Genomic DNA, 22,939 nt, shown 5'->3' on the forward strand with positions numbered 1-22,939 from the left:
ATTAATTAACACGTCTTCTCTCATCTTCAGAGCCCGTTTCTCTATTCCTTGAAGACTTAAGTTTACTATTTCCAAAATTACGAGAATATGTGATCAAAAAGGTTCTGTTACTGAAATCAAACACATTTTTTGTAAATATATTTTGATCTGGCAAATTGGTACCACCAACAAATTCAACAGAATCCAATGCGTCATTAATTGAGAACTTAAGAGTACCCCACTTGTCATTAAACTTTTTCTGAAAACCTATATTAATGCCATAAACCTCCTCGTAACGAGCGGTTCCAAAAAAGCTTGGGCCACTATAAAAACCAGACAATTCTGCTGTAAAACTCTCCGTAATTTTAAATGAATGAGTGCTATTTGCAGAAAAGTTTCCTAAATCCTGAACGACTGGCTCTCCTAAATAAAAAGCTCTCACTTTTTGTTTAATAAAGGTTAGATTATTTTGTGTACGCCACCAACTAGCTATCTTAACTGGTACTCCTGCAATCACTGAAAAGGTCCTAGTATAGTCCAAATTATCTGCTACAAAAAAAAGCCTTCCTGTTTCTTCGTCTATAGTTTCTTGAAAACTGGCTATTGAAGCATCCTGATTGGTATAACCAAAGGATAAAAAATATGATTTATAATTAATGTCATATTTAAAGCTATTTGAAATAGCGGGCTGTAATGAGGCATTCCCCGAAATAAATGTGGAAGGATCAAAAAATATTACAAAAGGTGCCAAATCATTAAAAGTAGGACGGGTTATTCGTTTTGAATAGGATAAATTCATGGTTAAATCATCAGTGATTTTCCGATTAAAAAAAACACTTGGAAACCATATTCCGTAGTTTCTATCTACAACAACACCTTGAGTATTTGTAACTAATAGGGAATTTGTATGCTCATATCGCAGGCCTACTTTAGCTGATGTTTTATCATTAAATGAATAATCGACAGCAGTATATGCCGCTAGTATACTTTCATCCAAATTACTAAAATTGGTTAATGTAGGATCAAGGATATAAACACCATTTACTTTATCTTCAACAGAAACGTCATTCTCAAGTGCTGAATTGGTCCCCTTTATTCCTGCTTCATAACTAAATTTATCATTCACTTTTTTACTATAATCTATTTTTCCAACCAAGGTGGTAATAGGAGTCGTTTTATCGCTTCTTAGCAATGCATTGAACAAAAAGTTTTCGTTTTCATCAAAAAAAGAATTAGTATAATTGGTTGGGTTTTCAAATTTATAATAGAGATAATCCAAGTCCATACTTATGTATTCATCTGCTGTAAAATTGTGTTTTATATTATAGTTGGCTCCAAAATGTCTTAAATGATTTATTTCATCGTTTACAATATCCACAAACGATATGGGAGATCCATTAACTGTTTCAACGTTTTCATTAAACGCATCCATGCTCCATCGATTATCAAATCCATTTAGCAAAACTCCCATAATAGTTTTTTCTGAAATTTGCACATCCAGGCCAAGTCGGAGGTTATGATTTCGCTGTCTGGGATCTCTATTCGTTTTGGTCGCAACCCCTTTAAGTGTATCATTTTCTAAATACTGACGAGTTGTTTCGAAAAATTGTGATCGTTTGTCTATTGAAAAGGAATAACTCCCAAAAAGATTAATCTTATCCTTTCGATAGTTAAAATTTATATTATCCGAAGTTGTTTCGCCATCACCATATCCTCCCGATAAAGAATAAGACCCGTTAAGTCCTAAATCTGCTGTTTTCTTTAGTACAATGTTAATAAAACCAGCATTTCCTTCTGCATCAAAATTGGCAGGTGGCGTAGTAATAAGTTCAATTGATTCAATATTATCTGAACTCATACTACCTAACAATTGAACAAGAGAATCTGTTGGAACATAACTTGTCTTCCCATTAATCATGACCACAACCCCATCCTTTCCAACTACTGAGATATTATTGCTCTGTCTATTAACAACGACACCCGGAGAACGTTCGAGAACTTCCAATGCAGTCCCGCCAGAAGACACAATACTTCCTTCTACATTAATTACCAAACGGTCTACTTTTTGAGTAAATAAAGGTTTTTCAGCAATAATTAGAACTTCCTCTAATGATTCACCTTCCTGCATAAATAACACAGGTAGTTCAAAATTAGATTTTAAATCAAACACCTCAGATTGGGTTCCTTGATAACCAATAACTGAACTTTTTATATAATACTTTCCTTCTAACACATTTTCTATAATAAAACTCCCAGTTTCAGAGGTTAGCGCACCTTTTACAAGTGTAGAATCACTTGCCCTTAGTAATAGTACATTTGCAAAAGCAATACCTTCATTATTAGCATCCTTAACATCACCCGTTACTTGATAGGTAGCTTGTGAAAATAATTGTAGTGGTATAAATAAAAGAGTTATTGCAAGACAATAAATAGTCCTCATGGAGTAGTTAATTAGTTGATTCAACTGCAATTTAGTCAAATGATATAAGAAATCTGAAGAAGGTACTCGTAAATTATATTAGCTAAAGCGCAATATATCAGTATATGAAGCAATATATTAATATACAAAATGGTAAAAAATGTTCTTAGATATATTTTGTAGTAAGAGAGGGTAGAAAAATAAAGCATAAAAAAACCCCAGAAACAATCGGGTTCTGGGGTTTTCCAAAGTTTAGTTTAGAAGTGCTTCAAACTTCAATTTATTATAATCTATAACACTTAAAGCCTTCGAGTAATCCAGAAGGAACCTAATGGTTTCTTCTTTTGGAACTAAGTTTTTATTCACGCGTTCCGGACGTGAAGTTTCAGAGTACAAGTTTGCCATAGAGCGTTGTTTTGAGGTTAATGTTAAAAAATAACGCAGGCTTTTGTACTTTATTGTTTAATTCGTCAATATAATGTTATGTTTTTCAATTATTTTGCGCATATTAATAAGGGCGTAACGCATACGACCCAGCGCAGTGTTAATACTCACGCCTGTTTGCTCGCTTATTTCCTTAAAACTCATATCACGATACATTCGCATCATTAAAACCTCTTTTTGATCATCTGGAAGCTCTTCAATTAACTTTCGTACGTCTTCTTCTACCTGTCCTTTAATAATTTGCTTTTCAGCATTTAAAGCACCATCACTTAATACCGAAAAAATATTGAAGTCATCATTGTTTTCAAACTTAGGCATGCGGTTATTCTTTCTAAAGTGATCAATAACCAAATTATGTGCAATACGCATCACCCAGGGTAAAAATTTACCCTCTTCGTTATAGGCGCCACGTTTGAGGGTTCTAATAACTTTAATAAAAGTGTCTTGAAAAATATCTTCAGCAACGTCTTTATCATACACTTTAGAGTAGATAAAACGAAATATTCTGTCTTTGTGGCGGGTGATTAATTCACACAGTGCAGCTTCGTTACCATTCATGTAATCGCTTACCAAAAGCGCATCACAACTTGTGCTTTGTTTCATATCCATACTTTTTTAATAAATAAACAACTATTGGTTTTTGGTTGTCTAGTAAATCTGTTTATTTAAAAGTAATGGTATGCTATAGGCAACGGTTTTTGTGTTACTGGAGGTAAATATAACAACAAAGATTTTACAAATACAAAAAAAAGTGCGTTTTTTCTGAAAAATATATCGTTAAACCTCCTATTCTACTGTTAAATTACCTTAATAAATACAATAGGTCATAAAACTCATCGTTACCGTTTTCTTTATGAAGCAGTCACTTATTTTTCTCCTTCTGAAATAGTATCTTTGCAAAAATTGCCATAAGAAATTGATCGAAACTGCCGTAGATATTAAAAAAAATATCCTTATTCAAGGAGCTAAATTACACAACCTTAAAAATATTACGGTTGCTATTCCACGAAATAAACTTGTTGTAATAACTGGTCTTTCAGGTAGCGGAAAATCGAGTTTAGCGTTCGATACGTTATATGCCGAAGGCCAACGACGTTATGTAGAAAGCTTATCTTCCTACGCACGTCAGTTCTTAGGAAGGTTGGACAAACCCAAAGTAGATGCCATTAAAGGGATTGCGCCTGCCATTGCCATTGAACAAAAAGTAAATGCAACCAACCCACGTTCCACGGTTGGCACATCTACAGAAATTTACGACTACCTTAAGCTCCTTTATACTCGTATTGGTACTACCTACTCACCTGTGTCAGGAAAATTGGTGAAAAAAGATACCGTGACCGATGTCGTCACCTACATTAAAACAATTCCTGAAGGTGAAAAGCTTCTTCTCCTCGCTCCTATCCATTTGGAGGATGGAAGAACCATGGAGAATAAACTGAAAACACTGGCACAACAAGGATATGCGCGTGTAAAAATGGAAAGACAAGTGGTTCGTCTTGACGAGTTAAAAGGAAAATCCTTTCCGAAGGAAATTCAATTGGTTATAGATCGAGTCATCACACAAAATGATGAAGATTTCTATAATCGATTAGCCGATGCCATCCAAATTGCCTTTTTTGAGGGAAAGGGCGAATTATATATCGAGCACCTTTCAGACGGTAGCCAAAAAGAGTTCAACAACCGTTTTGAAGCCGATGGAATTACTTTTATGGAGCCCAACGTGCATCTATTCAGTTTTAATAATCCTTATGGGGCCTGCCCTACCTGTGAAGGGTATGGAGATGTTATTGGAATTGATGAGGATTTAGTGATACCCAATACAGGGCTTTCTATTTATGAAAATGCCATCTTCCCTTGGCGGGGCGAAAGCATGGGATGGTATCGAGATACTTTGGTAAATAATGCCTATAAATTTGACTTCCCAATACACAAACCTTGGTTCGAACTTACTGAAGAACAACAAAAGCTCGTTTGGGAAGGAAATCAGTATTTTGAAGGACTCAACGATTTCTTTTCTTTTTTAGAATCGAAAAGCTATAAAATTCAAAATCGAGTGATGTTATCTCGCTATCGAGGTAAAACTAAATGCGTAACTTGTAAAGGGAAACGACTTCGCCCTGAAGCAGGATATGTAAAAATTAATGGGAAATCCCTTCAAGAATTGGTGGAACTTCCGCTCGATAAAGTCGCCGATTTCTTCAAAAACATAGAACTCAACGAGTATGAGCAAAAAGTAGCAAAACGTTTGCTTATAGAAATTAATAACCGTCTTCGTTTTTTAATGGACGTAGGACTAAGCTATCTCACCCTGAACAGGAAGAGCAATACTCTTTCGGGAGGGGAATCCCAACGAATTAATTTAGCCACTTCGTTGGGGAGTAGTTTAGTGGGGTCTATGTATATCCTCGATGAGCCTAGTATTGGATTACATCCAAAAGACACTGAAAGACTCATTGGCGTCTTAAAATCCCTACGAGATTTAGGAAACACAGTGATTGTTGTGGAACATGACGAAGAAATAATGAAAGCCGCCGATGCCATTATTGATATTGGCCCCGAGGCCGGAACCTTTGGTGGTGAAATTGTGGCTGAAGGAACTTTTGAAGATATTTTAAAAAGTGATTCTCTTACGGCAAAATATCTAAACGGCGAGATGCAAATTAAAGTACCCGTCAAGCGACGTACTTCAAAATCGGCTATAGAAATTATTGGGGCACGTCATAATAACTTAAAAAATATTAATGTACGGTTCCCGTTGGGTGTGTTTACAGCCGTTACAGGAGTTTCTGGTAGCGGAAAAAGTACGTTGGTAAAAAAGATAGTGTATCCTGCTTTGCTTCGAGAAATTGGAGGCTATGGGGAAAAGCCCGGACAGTTTAGTGAGTTAAAAGGAAACTTCAGCAGTATAAAAACAGTGGAGTTTATAGACCAAAACCCCATTGGTCGTTCTAGCCGATCCAATCCGGTGACCTATATAAAGGCGTATGATGATATTCGGAATTTATATGCTTCTCAAAAATTAAGCGATATACGTGGCTATCAAGCCAAGCATTTCAGTTTTAATGTAGATGGCGGACGTTGCGAAACTTGTAAAGGTGAAGGTGAAGTCACTATCGAAATGCAGTTTATGGCCGATGTGCATTTGGAGTGTGATACGTGTAATGGAAGACGTTTCAAAAAAGAAGTATTGGAAGTACAATTCCACGAAAAAAACATACACGACGTGCTTTCGATGACCGTGGATGATGCTATTGCATTCTTTTCATTACATAACGAAACTAAAATTACCAATAAATTGCAACCGCTTCAAGATGTGGGATTGGGTTATGTGCAGTTAGGGCAGAGCTCCTCTACCCTCTCAGGCGGGGAAGCGCAACGGATTAAATTGGCATCTTTTTTAATTAAAGGAAATACCAAAGATAAAGCACTGTTTATATTTGATGAGCCTACTACGGGATTGCATTTTCACGATATCCAAAAACTATTGGCTTCCTTTTATGCGCTTCTAGACAAAGGACACACCGTCATCGTGGTGGAGCACAATCTCGATTTAATTAAATGCGCCGACCACATTATTGACTTAGGGTTAGAAGGCGGGGAAAAAGGTGGCGAGGTCATTGCCCAAGGGACTCCAGAAGAAGTGTCAAAAAACACAAAATCCTACACAGCCAGCTATTTAAAGGAAAAGATTTAAGTTAATTCAAAAGCTTTAAGAAAACTTTAATACGTACCAAAAACTTTGGCACGCCAATTGCTTTATATATATCAGTTGCAGTTTTAGTTAACGTTCACTGCAGCGACTTAAAAAATATAGTTTTTTGGTTGGTTAGTTTTTTAATTACCCGTCGATTGTTCTAAAACAACGGCGGGTTTTTATTTTTCACACCTACCTCAAAAAGTATCTTTTCAATATCCCTCCTTTCGAAACCCCTTCAAAATCAGAGGCTTTCATTTTTGGCACGGTCGTTGGTTATTTATAAAATGTACACGGCAACCAAAAAAGAATGCAAGTACAAACCCTCCCTGTTGCAAAACAGGCTTTAAAAATTAAGATTATGAAAAAAGTAACAGCACTCGTACTCGGACTCTTCGTAGCAGTCTTTTCAGTAAACGCTGCTAGCGAAAATGCAAACCATTATTATGGAAGTTTAAACAACGGTCAATCCTATATTTTTGTGGAAGGCGGTGTAGAATTTTCAGTATTTCCAGATGGTCAATTCGACTTTGTTTACGTTGGACCTAATCAAGGAAGCAATGTAAACGTAAGTATTAATTCGCCCAACGTAAGTATCTCCTACAACTCAGGGTATAATTATGATGCTTATGTACAGTACGATGATTATGGTGCTGTGATACAAGTAGAAGAAGTTCCTATTTATTATGACGAATACGGAAGGATTGTTCAAGCAGGTAGCGTAGAAATTCGATATACCAACAGACGGATTGTGCGTGTAGGCGGAATGCATATATACTATAACCACTATGGCTATTACTCACATTACACTGGATTTATTAGCCCTTGGTATACAACCTACGTGTATCGCCCATGGCACGTGTATTATGCGAGACCTTTTTACAGTCACTGTATTGTATATGATTACCCTTACCGTAGATATTATAGCCCTGTAAGATATTCGTATCACCATCACAGAGATTACTATAGAAGAGGATTTAAAAACTACAGAAACGGTCGGAGAGAATTTGCTCGTGTAGGAAGTAGAGTTCATTATAAAGACGGAAGAACTGTGGCTAACAGAGATTATAAGCCAAACCGTGAAAATACAGCGGCGCGCTATAACAAACGAAATGATAGAGATGGTATTGCTAGTAATTCAAGACCAAGTACTTATGGGAATACCTCCAAGGGAAGACCTGTAACAACAAACGCACGACCTAAGGTTGATAAAGAAAACAAAGGTCGTCCAACGGTAAATCGTGGGAATCTTTCTAACGCTAGACCAAAGTATGATGGCAATGTGTCAAGAGAAAAACCTAAAGTTGATAGCGCTAGACCTAGCTATAGTGGTAATTCCTCCAAAGGGAGACCTAATTCAAATACCACACGTCCAAAAGTAACAAAGGATTATGGTAAGAGTCGCCCAACTGTAAATAGAGGAAAACTTTCTACATATTCAAAACCAAAGGCAAGTAGAACAAAGCCTACAGTTACAAGTAGAAGCACAACGGTTAAACGTAGTTCAAATAAAAGCACCCGATCTACTACAAGTAGTAGAAAGACCACTACTTCAAACTCAAAAAGTACCGTACAAAAAAGAGGTCGCGGATAAAGATTTTTTGGTTGGTTAGTGAGAAACCCTCGCCGAAGCGTAACAGCCTAGGTGGGGGTTTCGCTTTTTAAGTCCTTTAATAATGCTGCCATTTTCTGTGTGAGGGATTTTCGGCTATACCCATCAATACTCGATTTGGTCACAGCAAGTTTTCCGCTTTTGTAACGATTGTATTTTTCTGCTATAGATTTTTTCAAAGCAACTTCATTAGTATAAGTGAAGTACTCTCCTGCTTTCGTTTCCTTCAAGATTCCTTCTATATCACTTTTTTCAGGTACTATGGCTACAATAGGACGCTTGGAGCGAAGGTATTCAAACAACTTTCCGGGAATAATAGCACTGGTTTCTTCCTTGTTCATTTCAATTAACAACAAAACTTGTGCGCTATTCTGAAAGGAAATAGCCTCCTGATGCGATACATATCCCGGTAATACAACATTTTCAGAAAGGTGATATTTCTGAATTTCTTCTTTAACATCTTTTGAAACTAAACCCACCAATTTTAGTTCTAAATCATTTGAAAAACCATTGACTTCATTTTTTAATTCTGAAAGTACTTTCCATAACAATTTTGGGTTTCGATTGCTCAACAACGAACCAATGTGTACCAAACTAAATTTTGAATCCAATACCACCTCTTTATTTTCAGAAGTATCAAATCCGTTCGTAATCACTTCCACAGGTTTTGACGTGAGTTCCCTAAAATCTTGTTGGGTGGTTGGGCTGGTTACAACAACCAAATCTGCCGCTTGCAACACCTCCTTTTCTAGCTTTTCGTGTTTTTTTTGAGCCGATTTACTCAATCGAAGGGATTTATGGTAATGAATTGTCGTCCACGGGTCTCTAAAATCGGCAATCCATTTGAGTTTTAATTGCTCTTTTAATTCCATCCCAATTAAATGAAGACTATGGGGTGGTCCGGTTGTTATAAGGGTATCAATATCTTTATTCTCTGAAAGGTACTTCGTTAAAACTTTTACTGAAGGGGCTACCCAGCCGATACGTGCATCAGGGATAAAAAGGTTTCCACGAGCATATAAAAGGAGTTTTTCTATCACCGATGGCTTTTTTTCATCAATGATACCGCTACTTATCTTTTTGGTTTTCTTTTTGGAAAGCAGTCGAGCGTATTTATATGGCTCCTTTATGGGATGTCTTATAATTTCAAGATCTTTGGGAATCTCTGCCAACAGGCTTTCATCTATGATAGGATAATGCGGATTTTTTGGAATAAATAAAACAGGTTCAACCTCAAAATTCCGAAAATATTTCACAAATTTTAGCCAACGTTGTACTCCAGGTCCTCCAGCTGGCGGCCAGTAGTAGCATATGATGAGCACACGTTTCATACTAAGTTTCTCTTACAGATTTAGATTTTCTCCACTGAAAAAAGAGACCACCTAAAAGTAGTAATAATAACAATACAAAACTTATCAAACTATAGGTACTGCCTTTAGCTATTACTTCGGGTTCAAATTTAAATTCAATGGTATGAATTCCAGCTGGAATCACCATCGCCCTTAGGACGTAATTCGCTCTAAAATGTTCTGCTGGCTCACCATCGATATAGGCATTCCATCCCTTGGGATAGTACACTTCAGAAAATATCGCTAATTGATCTGATTCTGTTGCCGTTTCGTATACAAGTCGGTTGGGTTTGAATTCAGTAATATCAATTGTAGCTAATGTATCTCGGGTAACTTCCTTCACAGGAATTTTATCTAAATAGTCTTTATGAATCACTGCAATTTTTTTGGTATCCAGACTATCCAAGTTTAAAATTTCTTCGTTGGCACTATTGGCTGGCATCACCCCTTCTACAAACCAAGAAGGCCCATTTACATAAGGATTTTCCTGTGCATCAATCCCTCCTTTTTTATCGGGAACCAAAATGTATTTTACATTAAACATGCTCAAAATTTCGATATTTCCTCGATCAAGATAAAAATCGTACAAATCGCGCATTCTTCCCATTTTTGCTGCGTGATACCCACCTAAGGCATTGTAAAAGAAACTGGCGCGCCCACTATTAAATGCATCAGTAGTGGCGTCATATACTCTAAAGTAATCCGAATCTTTTTGAATTTTAGAATCTCCTTCCGTTACCTGAAACGGTTGTTCCATCACTCTTTTCGATACGAAGTCTTCATTGTTAACATATCGTTTGTCCACTCCTACTAAGTCTATAACAACTAATAGTGCTAAAACGGCAACTGCAAGGGTTTCTTTTAGTTTCTTCTGAAGCAACAACCATAAAGTTCCTGCGGTAAGTAAAACAAAAACTAAGGAACGTATGGCGTCTGTAGTAAACAGACTCATTCTATCTGCTCTTATGGCATCGACAAACTCCATTCCCATTTCGTCAATGAAGAAAGAATCGTACGGACTTGAAAAACTGAATAACAACGATTTCCCAAGAAGAAAAATGACTCCTAATCCTCCTACAATATAAGTGCTAAGCAGTAAGGCCTTCTTTTTCTTTTCTTTTGAGTTGACATCATTAAAAAATTGATGAAGACCTACGACCGCAATAATTGGAACTACTAATTCTATAATCACTTGAATGGAAGAAACCGCTCGAAACTTATTGTATAATGGAATATAGTTGATAAAAAATTCGGTGAGAAATTTAAAATTATCACCCCAGGAAAGGAACAAGCTTAACAATAGTCCCGAAACAGCCCACCATTTTAACCTTCCTCTAATTAAAAACAATCCAATGACCGCCAAAAATATGACAACAGCTCCAATATAGGCAGGTGCGGCTACAATGGGTTGTTCCCCCCAATACATTGGAATTTGATTTAAAATCTGATTGGCTTCCTGCTGGTTGGCACCCATTTTTAGGAGCTCGTTAATTGTTTCAGAATCTTCTGGAAACGCTTCCGAAGTTCCACCACCCATAAAACGAGGAATAAATAGATTAAAACTTTCTGCTATTCCATAGCTATATTGAGTGATATATTCATAATCTAAACCATCTGTTGAAACTTTTTGAGTACGGTCTGGATTTATAGTTAATTCACTTTTCCCTCGAGTGGAAACATCTGCATACTCTTTTGTTGCCATTAAATTAGTGCTGTTTAATCCTAAAGCAAGGATTACGGCTACCATCATTATTCCCACCGACTTGAAAAAATGTGGCAGCATCTTCTTTTTGTAAGCATCAATAAAATAGGCAACTCCCAAGCATAGTACCAGTAGTAATAAATAGTAGGTCATTTGAAAGTGATTCGCTACCAATTCTAGTCCCATGGCTATTGTTGTTAACAAAAATCCTTGTAAATATTTCCTTTTAAAGGTGAGAATAATACCACTTAAAACCAAAGGCATATAAGCAATGGCGTGGGCTTTTGCATTGTGTCCAACGCCCAAAATAATGATGAGATAGGTGGAAAACCCGAAGGCTAAGGCCCCTAAAAAGGCCAATTTATAATCAATTTTCATGACCATAAATAAAATATACATCCCTATAAAATAAAGGAAGAGATAATCGGCAGGGCGTGGTAAAAACCGAAGCGTTAAGTCCAGTTTTTTGATATAATTATGAGGGTATTGCGCTCCCAATTGGTAAGTGGGCATTCCCCCAAAGGCACTATTAGTCCAATACGTTTCTTCACCCGTCTGTTTTCGGAAATCATTTTGCTGTTTCGCCATTCCCGTATATTGCACAATATCGCTCTGGAAAATAGTTTTTCCTTTTAAAACAGGGCTGAAATAAGCTAGCGAAGCAATAATAAATAAGACGACAACAACTAAATGCGGAATAAATCGCTTGAAATTAAAAGCCATAAAGGGATTTTTAAGTACTTGGGGAAATTATAAAAAATATCGCGATGCCGATGAAAAAGTTAGCAGAAATTAGGTTTTATTCTACTTCTTCAAAATCGATGTACTCACCCACTACTTTTTTCGACTTTGGGTTATTGTTGGAAGTTTTAGTAAACTGTGCACTTTCATCTGTATTGGTATGGTTTGGCTGAAAGGGATTTTGCCCAAACGCACTTTCAAAACGTTGATTCATTTTTTTTGCCAAAAAACGAAGTAAATAGGGTTTTGCCAGCCTAAGGAGAAACTTAAGCCCGAGATATACCAAAAGGATGATTAAAACCGTTTTCAGAAAAGAAATCATAATACTACTCAATTATCAATAATCTAACACTTTTCAAAAGTACGCATTGTAATATAAAAAGTGTAATTTCAACTATTAAATAAATGATAAAATCTTATATCTTTGGCTTAAACCTAAACTCTATGCGTTTCCTTCTTGCTCTGCTTGTTTTCCTACCCATTTCGGCTAATTCTCAATACACCGATATGATTAACACCAATCAGCCGGGAGGTTCTCAAGGGGCGTTTGCAGTAGGTAAAAAAGTACTTCAGTTTGAAAGCGGTATTACCTTAGGACAGGAAAAGCACAATTTATTATTTACCGAAACCAATCTTTTTAATTGGGATTATAGCATTCGATACGGGTTGTTTAAAGAAGAACTTGAGGTGAGTTTAATGGGTTCTTTTCAAAGAAATAAAGTAACCTATACGCAAGGATTTACAGGTGAAGATGCCTATTCTAACTTTAAAAGCAACACCCTAGGAGCAAAGTATTTACTATACGATCCTTACCGAAAAAGAGATTTAGAAGGTCCCAATTTATACAGTTGGAAAGCTAATAATAGATTTCAATGGGAAGATTTAATTCCGGCGGTTTCTATTTATGCAGGAGCCAATTTTGATTTTGCAGACAATCCTTTTCTCCCTTACCAGGAGAGTACTATCTCTCCAAAAGTAGTTTTGTCTACTCAAAACAATTTTGTGGGAAGCTTGGTGCTCGTGACTAACATTTTTGCCGATAGGATCACTACCGATTTCCCAACCTACGGATACATTGTTACGTTAACACATGCCACAAACCGATACTTTTCCATTTTTGTAGAAAATCAAGGGTTTAAGAGTGATTTTTATTCAGATCAATTATTGCGTGCAGGAGCCGCTGTGCTTATTTATGAAGATTTACACATAGATGTCTCGCTAACCAAAGGATTTAAAGATACTCCATCTGTTTTCTACGGAAGAGTGGGTGTTGCCTACCGGTTTGACATGCACGGCGATGATGAATTCTTGGAAGAAAAAGGAAAAGCAGGTAGAGAATTAAAACGTGCCGAAAAAGACAAAAACAAAGCCCTGAAAAAAGCTTTAAAAGAAAAGAAAAAGAATAAAAAGAAAAGAAAAGACAGTTTTGAAATTGATGACAACGAAGGAGATGATAATGGTGGAATATAGTTTGAATAGCTTATGATTGAAATTTTACCTGTTACCAACCAAACTCAACTGAAACAATTTGTTACCTTTCCGTTTCAGTTATACAAGAACAATCCGTATTGGGTACCACCTTTAATAAAAGATGAGTTGGAAACCCTTGATAAATCCAAAAATCCCGTTTTTAAAAATGCGGAAGCCAACTATTTTTTAGCTAAAAAAGACGGCAACATCGTGGGCAGAATTGCAGTGATTATCAATCATTTGGAAGTCAATGAAATTGGCAAAAAGAAAGTTCGCTTTGGATGGTTTGATGTGATAGATGACATTAAAGTAACCGAAGCCCTATTAGACAAAGTTTTTGAAATTGGACGTGCTCACAACCTTGAATATGCCGAAGGTCCCGTAGGTTTTTCCAATATGGAAAAAGCTGGGATTTTAACCAAAGGTTTTGACGAAATGAATACCATGATTACCTGGTATCATCATCCCTACTATGCAGCGCATTTTGAAAAGCTTGGCTTCAAAAAGCAAGCCACTTGGGTAGAATTTAAATTAAGTATCCCAGAATCTATCAAAGATAAAGTAGCCAAATTTTCAAGTATTGTACGAGAACGATACGGACTTTCGGTGATTCGCTTTAAAAATAAAAAAGAAATCCTTCCATATGTAGATGAAATGTTCGATTTGCTGAATAAAACCTACAACACCCTACAAACTTTTGTGCCTATTCAGCAATACCAAATAGATTATTACAAAGAGAAATACTTTAATTTTATTCATCCAGATTATATTACGTGTATTAAGGACAAAGAAGGAAAACTCATTGCCTTTTCTATCGTCATGCCTTCCTTTACCAAAGCCCTTAAAAAAGCTAACGGAAGCTTATTTCCCTTTGGGTGGTATCATTTATGGCAAGCGCAGCGTAAAAACGATCGTGCTGCCTTTTATTTAATTGGCATCGACCCTAAATACCAAGGAAAAGGGGTGACTGCGATTATCTTTGAAGAAATGCAATACTTGTTTAACAGTAAAGGTATTGACAAAGTGGAAACCAACCCCGAGTTAAAAGAAAACACAGCCGTACAACAACTTTGGAAAGACTACGACCCTATCCAACATAAAGAGCGGAGTACGTTTAGGAAAAATCTATAAAAAAAACCACCCTTTTGGGTGGTCTTTTTTTATTTTATGATTCCTCGTCTTCACTTCGACAAGCTCAGTGTGACATTTCGAGATGACACTTTTTATTCTCCCATTGCCGCAGCAACTGCCGCAGATAGGCGTTTATAGGTTCCGTTTTCTAATCGTTCTCTAATAGCAGAAAAGGCATCTAAAGTTTCATTAATGTCTTCCAGAGTATGAGATGCGGTAGGGATTAAACGCAATAAGATTAACCCTTTAGGAATCACCGGATAAACAACAATAGAGCAGAAGATTCCGTGATTTTCACGTAAATCTTTTACCAACGCCATGGCTTCTGGAATACTTCCTTTTAAATAGACCGGAGTTACACAACTTTGTGTAGTTCCTAAGTCAAATCCACGTTCGCGTAATCCGCCTTGTAGCGCATTTACGTTCTCCCAAAGCTTGTTTTTAAGCTCTGGCATGGTACGTATCATATCTAGACGTTTCAATGCACCTTCCACCAATTGCATTTGCAATGATTTGGCAAACATTTGAGAACGTAGGTTGTATTTTAAGTAATTGATGATTTCTTCATCGGCAGCAATAAATGCACCTGTACTTGCCATAGACTTAGCAAAGGTGGCAAAATACACATCGATATCGTCTTGCACTCCTTGCTCCTCACCTGCTCCAGCACCTGTTTTACCAAGAGTTCCAAAACCGTGGGCGTCATCCACAAACAGTCTAAAATTGAATTTTTTCTTCAGCGCAACGATTTCTTTTAGTTTTCCTTGCTCACCACGCATACCAAAAACACCTTCAGAAATTAAAAGAATTCCCCCGCCTGTTTTTTCAGCTACTTTTTCGGCACGTCTTAAGTTTTTCTCAATGCTTTCCATATCGTTGTGCTTATAGGTGAAACGCTGACCTAAATGCAAACGTACTCCGTCTATAATACATGCATGTGCATCTACATCATACACAATTACATCATCTTTAGATACCAAGGCATCGATGGTAGAAACCATTCCCTGATATCCAAAGTTTAACAGATAAGCTGCTTCTTTTTGAACAAATGCCGCTAACTCTCTTTGAAGTTTTTCGTGAAGGTCTGTGTGACCGCTCATCATTCGGGCTCCCATTGGGTATGCCGAACCATATTTTACGCCAGCTTCGGCATCTACCTTTCGTACTTCCGGGTGGTTTGCTAGCCCTAAGTAATCATTGATACTCCAAGTGATTACTTCCTTCCCTTGGAATTTCATTCGGTTAGAAATTTCACCTTCCAATTTTGGGAATACAAAGTAGCCTTCCGCTTGTTCGGCCCATTTTCCTAATGGTCCTTTGTCTTTATAAATTTTGTCGAATAAATCTTTCATCAACATCTATAGGTTAGAATAAGTTGCAAAAATAGTTATTTTCAAGATGATAGCCATATTCTTTTTCAGAAAGAAATAGGTATAAAAAAACCGTTACATTTCTGTAACGGTTTTTGATTATTTTCTGAATTGTTATTTTACATAAGTTATTGGCTTTTGTGCTTCTTTTTCAGCATCCATAAAGCCTTGTTGCTCCATCCACTCATCTTTGTAGATTTTGCTCATATATCGAGAGCCGTGATCAGGAAAGATAACCACTACCACACTCTCATCTGTAAACATTTTTTCTTCATCAAACTGCTTTATTCCCTGCATCGCTGCACCACTGGTGTACCCAAGAAATAATCCTTCTTTAGTGGCTAACTCCCGTGCTGTATGCGCACTATCTTCATCGGTCACTTTCATAAAACGATCGATACAGTCAAAATCTGTCGCCGAAGGAATTAAGTTTTTACCCAATCCTTCAATACGGTATGGATAAATTTCGTCTTTATCCAATTCACGCGTTTCGTGATATTTCTGAATTACAGAACCATAGGCATCTATTCCTAAAATTTGAATATTTGGGTTTTGCTCTTTTAAATACTTTGCGGTTCCAGAAATAGTACCACCCGTACCACTACAAGCCACTAAATGCGTGATTTGCCCACCAGTTTGTTCCCAAATTTCGGGACCCGTGGAGTGATAATGAGCATCTATATTTAATTGATTAAAATACTGATTGATATAAATAGAGCCTGGTGTTTCTTCGTGTATTCTTTTTGCTACTTCGTAATACGATCGATGATCATCTGCAGGAACGTGTGCAGGACACACATGAACCTCAGCTCCCATAGCTTTTAGCATATCTATTTTATCTTCAGAAGATTTTGAAGAAACCGCTAAAATACATTTGTATCCTTTTAAAATACTAACCATCGCAATACTGAAGCCTGTGTTTCCACTCGTGGTTTCAATGATGGTATCTCCAGGATTTAAAATTCCTTGCTTTTCAGCTTCGTTTATAATGTATAGTGCTATTCTATCTTTAGCAGAATGCCCAGGGTTAAATGCTTCTACTTTAGCGTAAAAGCTCCCTTTCATTCCTGAAGTAATGTGGTTGAGTTTTATTAATGGTGTGTTACCTATTAACTCCAACACACTCTCGTGGGCCTGAATGTTCTTCATATAGAAAGTTTAATTAGCTACGTGAGCGAACCCACGATTAAAACCGCACAAAGTTACGGCAAAAAATTTAATTACTCCTTAATTCCTTCCAAATCAAGTAAAAAAGCATAATCCATAGCGACTTCCTTAAGTGATTCAAATCGACCTGAAGCTCCCCCGTGACCAGCATCCATATTGGTTTGCAACAATAAGATATTTTCATCGGTCTTCATTTCACGAAGTTTTGCCACCCATTTTGCAGGTTCCCAATACTGAACTTGAGAATCGTGCAACCCTGTGGTCACTAACATATTTGGATAGGCCTTCGCTTCAACATTGTCGTAGGGTGAATACGATTTCATATAATCGTAATATATTTTATCATTAGGATTTCCCCATTCGTCATATTCTCCGGTTGTTAGGGGAATACTGTCATCAAGCATAGTTGTTACCACATCTACAAAAGGAACCGAAGCAACTACTCCATTATATAATTCAGGCGCTATATTTACCACCGCTCCCATCAACAACCCTCCAGCAGAACCTCCCATGGCATATAAATGCTTAGGCGACGTGTATTTTTCTTCAATTAAAAATTTTGAAGCATCCACAAAATCTGTAAAAGTGTTTTTCTTTTTAAGAAGCTTTCCATTTTCGTACCATGCTCTTCCTAAATATTCACTTCCACGAATATGTGCAATGGCAAATACAAAACCTCTGTCCAATAAACTTAAGCGAGTAATGGAAAAATAAGGATCTACAATGGCTCCATAAGACCCATAACCGTAAAGCAACACTGGGTTCTTGCCATTTTGTTTCATTCCTTTTCGATACACCATCGAAATTGGAATTTTAGTCCCGTCTGCGGCTGTTGCCCACACTCTTTTCGATTCGTAATTCTCTTTTTTGAACTTTCCTCCCAATACTTCGGTTTCCTTCATCACCACTTTCTCTTTGGTTTCCATATTGAAATCGATTACCGAAGCCGGAGTGGTTAATGAGTTATAACTATACCGAAGCGTTTTTGTATCGTACTCTATATTCTGTGAAGGGTAAGCGGTATATGTTTCACTCTTAAATGGTAAATAATAATCATCTTTTCCATCCCAACGTTTGATTCGTATTTTATTTAATCCATTGCTACGTTCACTTATTACCAAATATTCTTTGAAAATATCAATATCTTCAAGAAGCACTTCGCCACGATGTCCAATCACCTCTTCCCAATTATCCATGGTAGTTTTGTTTTGAGAAGTTTTCATTAATTTGAAATTAGTGGCATTATCTTTATTTGTGACAATGTAAAAGTCATTACCAAAATGAAAAATATTATACTCCAAGCCTTTTGTACGTGGCTGAAAGACTTTAAAAGCCCCTTCAGGCGAATCGGCATCTAAAATCTGAAACTCAGACGTTAGTGTGCTATAACTTCCTATAACGATAAACTTATGCGATTTTGTTTTATACACATAGGTTCCAAAGGTTTCATCTTTTTCTTCAAAAACGAGTACATCTTTTTCTGGTTCTGTTCCTACGGTATGTCTATAAATTTTATCGGCTCGAAGGGTTTGTTCGTCTTTTAAAGTATAAAATAAGGTCTTGTTATCGTTTCCCCAAGTAGAGCTCCCAGTAGTATTACTGATTTCGTCTTTTAGGATCTCGCCCGTTTCTAAATTTTTAATATAAATATTGTATTGCCTACGGCTTAGGGTATCTACTCCAAAAGCTGCCCATTTATTATCTGGACTTACATTTACACCTCGCAAACTGTAATAGGCATATTCTTCTGCCATTTCATTTACGTTGAACATAATTTCCTCTTCTGCGTCCAGCGATCCTTTTTTACGAGAATGTATAGGATAATCTTTTCCAGCTTCATAACGCGTGATATAATAGTACCCATTATAGAAATAAGGCACCGAGGCATCGTCTTCCTTAATACGACCTTTCATTTCTTCAAATAAATCATTTTGAAAATCCTTTGTATGAGCCGTCATTTTATTATAGTAATCATTTTCACGCTCTAGATAATCTATCACTTCTTCATTATCACGTTCGTTTAACCAATAATAATTATCAATACGAACATCGCCGTGAATTTCAAGATGTTTTTCCTTTTTGTCTGCTTTTGGGGGGATTATATTCATAGGTTTCTCTGAAGTTTCAGAATTTATACACGAAGCCGCAAAAATAAGGCATATCAATAAAATAGAGGGATAAATTTTCATCATAAAAAGACTATGGTTTGCACTCGCAAAATACTAAATTTGCAGCGATAAATTTTAAACTGAAAAATATGTTTGGAGATTTAATGGGAATGATGGGAAAATTAAAAGAAACCCAAGCCAAAGTGGAAGCTACTAAAGAACGCCTTAATACTGTTTTGGTAGATGAAAAAAGTAGTGATGGACTTCTAAAGATTACCATTACGGCAAACCGGGAAATTAAAAGCATTGTCATAGATGAGGAACTTTTAAAAGATAAAGAACAACTGGAAGATTATCTTATTCTCAATTTAAATAAAGCCATTGAAAAAGCTACAAAAATTAATGAAGCCGAAATTGCTGCGGTAGCAAAAGAAGGGATGCCAAATATTCCTGGAATGGATCTATTTAAGTAATTATTGAAGTATCTTTTCAATAAAATGGAAATGATGCGTTGTGTCTCGCAACGGACTATACCCAGAAATGTGAGCTAACACCTTCCCTTTGTAATTGAGTCCCAGTAATTTTGGAAAGGTTTTTTCGGCATTATACTTCTCCATAACCTGTTTGTTATATTCCATTTGTGCTTCGGAAATAATATCCACTCTTCGGGGATAATCAATCATAACCAGGACCAAATTTTCTGCCTTCTGCTGGAATTCTTCAGAATTAAAGAAATCCTCTTTAAGCATTTTACAAGGAGCGCACCAATCACTTCCATTAAAGTACACCAAAATAGATTTATCCTGTTTCTTAGCAATTTTTTGAGCCTCTTCAAGATTTGTTAACCAATGAAGGGTATCTTCTTCCTGACTTAAAACCAAAATGGATGGAAAAAATAAGATAAAAAATAGAAAGTTTCTCATACATTAGTTTTATTGTGTATTTAACACAATGTGTGCCAAATATCATAAAAAAAAGAGATTCTCAAAAATATGAGAATCTCTTTTCAATTTTAATAATTAATAATTGGAGATAATTAATTGTTAATTAATCTGAACTCTGTTCTACGGTTTACTGCATGCTCTCTCTCTGTACAAGATACACCGTCTGCACATCTATTTTTTAATCTAGACTCACCGTATCCGTTTGCCACTAGCAAGCTTGAGTTAATTCCTTTTGTTTGAAGATAAGCAACCACAGCCTGGGCACGTCTTTCTGAAAGGTCTTGATTGGATCCGTTAGATCCTCTCGAATCTGTGTGAGAGGCTATTTCTAATTTAACCCCTGGATTTTGAGCTAAAACTGGCATTAAGCGAGTATCAATTAGTCTTTTTGCTTCTTCGGTTAATGTAGCACTACCTAGATTCCAATTAATTGGAAGGGCTTGGTACTCTACTAAAGCACATTCAACTTCTTTCCAAGTTGTTAATCCTCCTTTAGATTGTAATACTTCTTTAGTCACAGACTTATATTCTGCAGGTACCGTTTCTTCAACTACTTGAGCATCTTTTACCATCACTGTACGAGTAATAGTAGCATACTCTGCTGGTACTTCTTCTTCAACCACACTAGCTGGTTCTGTTACAACTCTTTTTGTATAAGATCCAGATTGCTCTGCAATAGGAGAACGATTAAATGAAGCATCGTTAGCCAAACGAGTTACAGAAACAGTTGTGTACTCTGCTGGGTACCCTTTGTAACACCAGTAGCGACAATCGTTTGGATTTCCAGAAGCACAATCGGGTGCAGGAGCTCCTAATTCCCATTGAGCATAAGCTGGCTTTATTTCAAGGGTTTCGTTCACACTTCTAAAAGACGCTGGATTTATACTTAATGTAGAGGCTCCTTGCTTCTTTACATAAGAAACTGTTTCAGTTCCCCATTTTTCAGGAATTACTCTAAGTCTTTTCCCTGCTTCTTTCACCAATACTCTTTCCGTTACCGTTTCATATTCTGCTGGAATCGTACGAAGTTTTTTGTATGCTGGACGAGTCATTACTTGTACAGTTTCATTCACATATACATCTGGGGTGGTACAACGTACATAACATTTTCCTGGTTCTGGATTGGTAGGTAAATCTTGTGCAAATGCAAATGCAGAGATAAAGAGCGCACATGCAAATAGGATAGTTTTTTTCATTTTTAATGAGGTTTTTGTGTTAATATTTAATTTGACTATTCAAACTTATAACTAAATGAATGCTCACTAAAATCTCAAACTTTGGTTTTCGCTCAATCGTTTTCTAAATTCGTTAAAGAACACTTTATTTTAATTAATTGATAGTAAACAAATTACCCTACATTATTTTTTTTTCGGATATTTGTAATATCAAAATGTATAACTCTAAATCATAAAAAATATGTTTGAATTAAAGAAAAGTGGTGATAAATTTCATTTCGTTTTAAAAGCAGGAAATGGACAAGTAATTTTAACTAGCCAAATGTACGCTTCAAAAGCTTCTGCCATGAATGGTATTGAGTCTGTAAAGAAAAACTGTGGAGACGAGAAATGTTGGGAAACTAAAACAGCAAAAAATGGAAAATTCCATTTTAACTTGAAGTCAACTAATGGACAAATAGTAGGAAGTAGCCAAATGTATAAGGACGAGAGTGGAATGAAAAACGGTATTGCTTCTGTTCAAAAAAATGCTCCAGGTGCCGATGTTAAAGAAGTAGAATAATTATCAGATAATTAGTACAAAAAAGCCCTTGTTTAAGGGCTTTTTTTATACGTTGTAGTTTTCAAGAATACTCAAAAAGGTTTGGTGCATTTCCTCTGTATAATCGAGATGGGTAACAATGCGTAATTTCCCTTGCCCCATAGTACTAATTTTTACATTCCTTTTAAGCAAATCGTTTATAAACAAGTCTTCGGAAATAGATTCGTTTAAATAGAAAATAACAATATTGGTTTCGGTGGGTTCCACCTTTTGTACATAGTCTTGTTTTTCTAAAGTTTCAGCAATTTCGGAAGCTCTTTGGTGATCTTCTTTTAGTCGTTCTAGGTTATTATCTAAAGCAAACAATCCTGCCGCAGCAATATATCCTATTTGGCGCATCCCTCCTCCTAATACTTTGCGAACACGCATGGCGTTTTTCATAGCTTCTCTAGTCCCAACCAATACCGTCCCAAGAGGTGTCCCCAATCCTTTACTAAAACATAATGAAATAGTATCAAACATAGCACCGTATTGCCTTGGATCTTCCTTTTTTTCAATAATTGCGTTCCACAATCTAGCACCGTCAAGATGGTATTTTAACCCATGTTTTACGGTAACGGCTTTAATTTCATGTAATGTTTTAAAATCATAGCAAGCACCACCCCCTTTATTGGTTGTGTTTTCCACACAAACCAATGAGGTTAACGGACTGTGATAAAAATCGGGTGGATTGATGGCTTCTTCAACTAATTTGGCGTTTAAGATACCGCTTTTACCAGGTAGTAACTTACATGAGACACCGCTATTAAACGACGCACCGCCTCCTTCATAATTATAAACGTGCGCCCACTCGTGGCAGATTAATTGTTCTCCTGGTTGCGTATGCAATTTTATAGCCGCTTGGTTTGCCATACTCCCCGTTGGAAAAAACAATGCTTCATCTGCACCAAACATTGCTGCAACGCGTTGTTCCAATTCATTTACTGTGGGGTCTTCTTTGTAAACATCGTCACCAACTTTGGCGTGAAGCATAGCCTCCAACATTTCCTTTGAAGGTTTGGTAACCGTATCACTTCGTAAATCAATCGTCATA

At 36.6% G+C, this 22,939-nt stretch carries 18 protein-coding genes; 6 read left to right on the forward strand and 12 right to left on the reverse strand.

Annotated features, from left to right (window positions below; all coding sequences use genetic code 11):
* Position 1 precedes the first annotated feature (1 nt).
* The 3 genes from KXJ69_RS07815 to KXJ69_RS07825 all read right to left on the reverse strand — a co-directional run bounded on the left by KXJ69_RS07815 (position 2) and on the right by KXJ69_RS07825 (position 3,445).
* Positions 2 to 2,419 carry a TonB-dependent receptor gene (locus KXJ69_RS07815; RefSeq protein ID WP_219052448.1) on the reverse strand — a complete coding sequence of 806 codons (2,418 nt, stop codon included), beginning with the start codon at positions 2,417 to 2,419 and terminating at the stop codon, positions 2 to 4.
* 231 nt (positions 2,420 to 2,650) lie between these two features.
* On the reverse strand, positions 2,651 to 2,803 hold the full coding sequence (locus tag KXJ69_RS07820; RefSeq protein ID WP_219052449.1) for a hypothetical protein: 153 nt from the start codon (positions 2,801 to 2,803) through the stop codon (positions 2,651 to 2,653).
* 57 nt (positions 2,804 to 2,860) lie between these two features.
* Positions 2,861 to 3,445, reverse strand: coding sequence for an RNA polymerase sigma factor (locus KXJ69_RS07825; RefSeq protein ID WP_219052450.1), 585 nt, complete (start codon positions 3,443 to 3,445; stop codon positions 2,861 to 2,863).
* A gap of 313 nt (positions 3,446 to 3,758) precedes the next feature.
* Here KXJ69_RS07825 and uvrA point away from each other — a divergent pair, with 313 nt between their 5' ends.
* Both uvrA and KXJ69_RS07835 read left to right on the forward strand, forming a co-directional pair.
* Positions 3,759 to 6,536 (forward strand): excinuclease ABC subunit UvrA, encoded by a 2,778-nt coding sequence (uvrA, locus tag KXJ69_RS07830; RefSeq protein WP_219052451.1) that lies wholly within the window; start codon positions 3,759 to 3,761, stop codon positions 6,534 to 6,536.
* 361 nt (positions 6,537 to 6,897) lie between these two features.
* On the forward strand, positions 6,898 to 8,130 hold the full coding sequence (locus KXJ69_RS07835) for a hypothetical protein (protein ID WP_219052452.1): 1,233 nt from the start codon (positions 6,898 to 6,900) through the stop codon (positions 8,128 to 8,130).
* Positions 8,131 to 8,177: 47 nt separating this feature from the next.
* Here KXJ69_RS07835 and KXJ69_RS07840 read toward each other — a convergent pair whose 3' ends face one another.
* The 3 genes from KXJ69_RS07840 to KXJ69_RS07850 all read right to left on the reverse strand — a co-directional run bounded on the left by KXJ69_RS07840 (position 8,178) and on the right by KXJ69_RS07850 (position 12,262).
* On the reverse strand, positions 8,178 to 9,479 hold the full coding sequence (locus KXJ69_RS07840) for a glycosyltransferase family 4 protein (protein WP_219052453.1): 1,302 nt from the start codon (positions 9,477 to 9,479) through the stop codon (positions 8,178 to 8,180).
* Position 9,480: 1 nt separating this feature from the next.
* Positions 9,481 to 11,922 (reverse strand): YfhO family protein, encoded by a 2,442-nt coding sequence (locus tag KXJ69_RS07845; RefSeq protein ID WP_219052454.1) that lies wholly within the window; start codon positions 11,920 to 11,922, stop codon positions 9,481 to 9,483.
* 76 nt (positions 11,923 to 11,998) lie between these two features.
* A complete protein-coding gene (locus KXJ69_RS07850; RefSeq protein ID WP_219052455.1) occupies positions 11,999 to 12,262 on the reverse strand; it encodes a DUF4834 family protein in 264 nt (87 codons plus the stop codon).
* A 122-nt stretch (positions 12,263 to 12,384) separates the two neighbouring features.
* Here KXJ69_RS07850 and KXJ69_RS07855 point away from each other — a divergent pair, with 122 nt between their 5' ends.
* Positions 12,385 to 13,410 (forward strand): transporter, encoded by a 1,026-nt coding sequence (locus KXJ69_RS07855; protein ID WP_219052456.1) that lies wholly within the window; start codon positions 12,385 to 12,387, stop codon positions 13,408 to 13,410.
* Between the two features lie 12 nt (positions 13,411 to 13,422).
* Positions 13,423 to 14,541 (forward strand): GNAT family N-acetyltransferase, encoded by a 1,119-nt coding sequence (locus KXJ69_RS07860; protein WP_219052457.1) that lies wholly within the window; start codon positions 13,423 to 13,425, stop codon positions 14,539 to 14,541.
* Between the two features lie 92 nt (positions 14,542 to 14,633).
* On the opposite strand, the gene capB is transcribed toward KXJ69_RS07860, so the two are convergent.
* The 3 genes from capB to KXJ69_RS07875 form a co-directional block, all read right to left on the reverse strand.
* Complete coding sequence (capB, locus tag KXJ69_RS07865) at positions 14,634 to 15,893, reverse strand: cysteate-C-fatty acyltransferase (protein ID WP_219052458.1); 1,260 nt, start codon at positions 15,891 to 15,893, stop codon at positions 14,634 to 14,636.
* A gap of 132 nt (positions 15,894 to 16,025) precedes the next feature.
* A complete protein-coding gene (capA, locus tag KXJ69_RS07870; RefSeq protein WP_219052459.1) occupies positions 16,026 to 17,060 on the reverse strand; it encodes a cysteate synthase in 1,035 nt (344 codons plus the stop codon).
* Positions 17,061 to 17,131: 71 nt separating this feature from the next.
* Positions 17,132 to 19,270, reverse strand: coding sequence for a S9 family peptidase (locus tag KXJ69_RS07875; RefSeq protein ID WP_373422839.1), 2,139 nt, complete (start codon positions 19,268 to 19,270; stop codon positions 17,132 to 17,134).
* Positions 19,271 to 19,335: 65 nt separating this feature from the next.
* Here KXJ69_RS07875 and KXJ69_RS07880 point away from each other — a divergent pair, with 65 nt between their 5' ends.
* Entirely contained in the window at positions 19,336 to 19,659 is a 324-nt protein-coding gene (locus KXJ69_RS07880; RefSeq protein WP_219052460.1) for a YbaB/EbfC family nucleoid-associated protein, read from the forward strand.
* On the opposite strand, the gene KXJ69_RS07885 is transcribed toward KXJ69_RS07880, so the two are convergent.
* Both KXJ69_RS07885 and KXJ69_RS07890 read right to left on the reverse strand, forming a co-directional pair.
* Positions 19,660 to 20,109, reverse strand: coding sequence for a thioredoxin family protein (locus KXJ69_RS07885; protein ID WP_219052461.1), 450 nt, complete (start codon positions 20,107 to 20,109; stop codon positions 19,660 to 19,662).
* A 113-nt stretch (positions 20,110 to 20,222) separates the two neighbouring features.
* A complete protein-coding gene (locus KXJ69_RS07890; protein ID WP_219052462.1) occupies positions 20,223 to 21,326 on the reverse strand; it encodes an OmpA family protein in 1,104 nt (367 codons plus the stop codon).
* A gap of 220 nt (positions 21,327 to 21,546) precedes the next feature.
* Between KXJ69_RS07890 and KXJ69_RS07895 the strand changes: the two genes are divergently transcribed.
* Entirely contained in the window at positions 21,547 to 21,867 is a 321-nt protein-coding gene (locus tag KXJ69_RS07895; protein ID WP_219052463.1) for a YegP family protein, read from the forward strand.
* Between the two features lie 45 nt (positions 21,868 to 21,912).
* Here KXJ69_RS07895 and KXJ69_RS07900 read toward each other — a convergent pair whose 3' ends face one another.
* Positions 21,913 to 22,938, reverse strand: a complete 1,026-nt coding sequence (locus tag KXJ69_RS07900; RefSeq protein ID WP_219052464.1) for a threonine aldolase family protein — start codon at positions 22,936 to 22,938, stop codon at positions 21,913 to 21,915.
* Position 22,939: the final 1 nt, after the last annotated feature.

Source organism: Halomarinibacterium sedimenti (assembly GCF_019312585.1).
GTDB classification, from domain to species: Bacteria; Bacteroidota; Bacteroidia; order Flavobacteriales; family Flavobacteriaceae; genus Halomarinibacterium; species Halomarinibacterium sedimenti.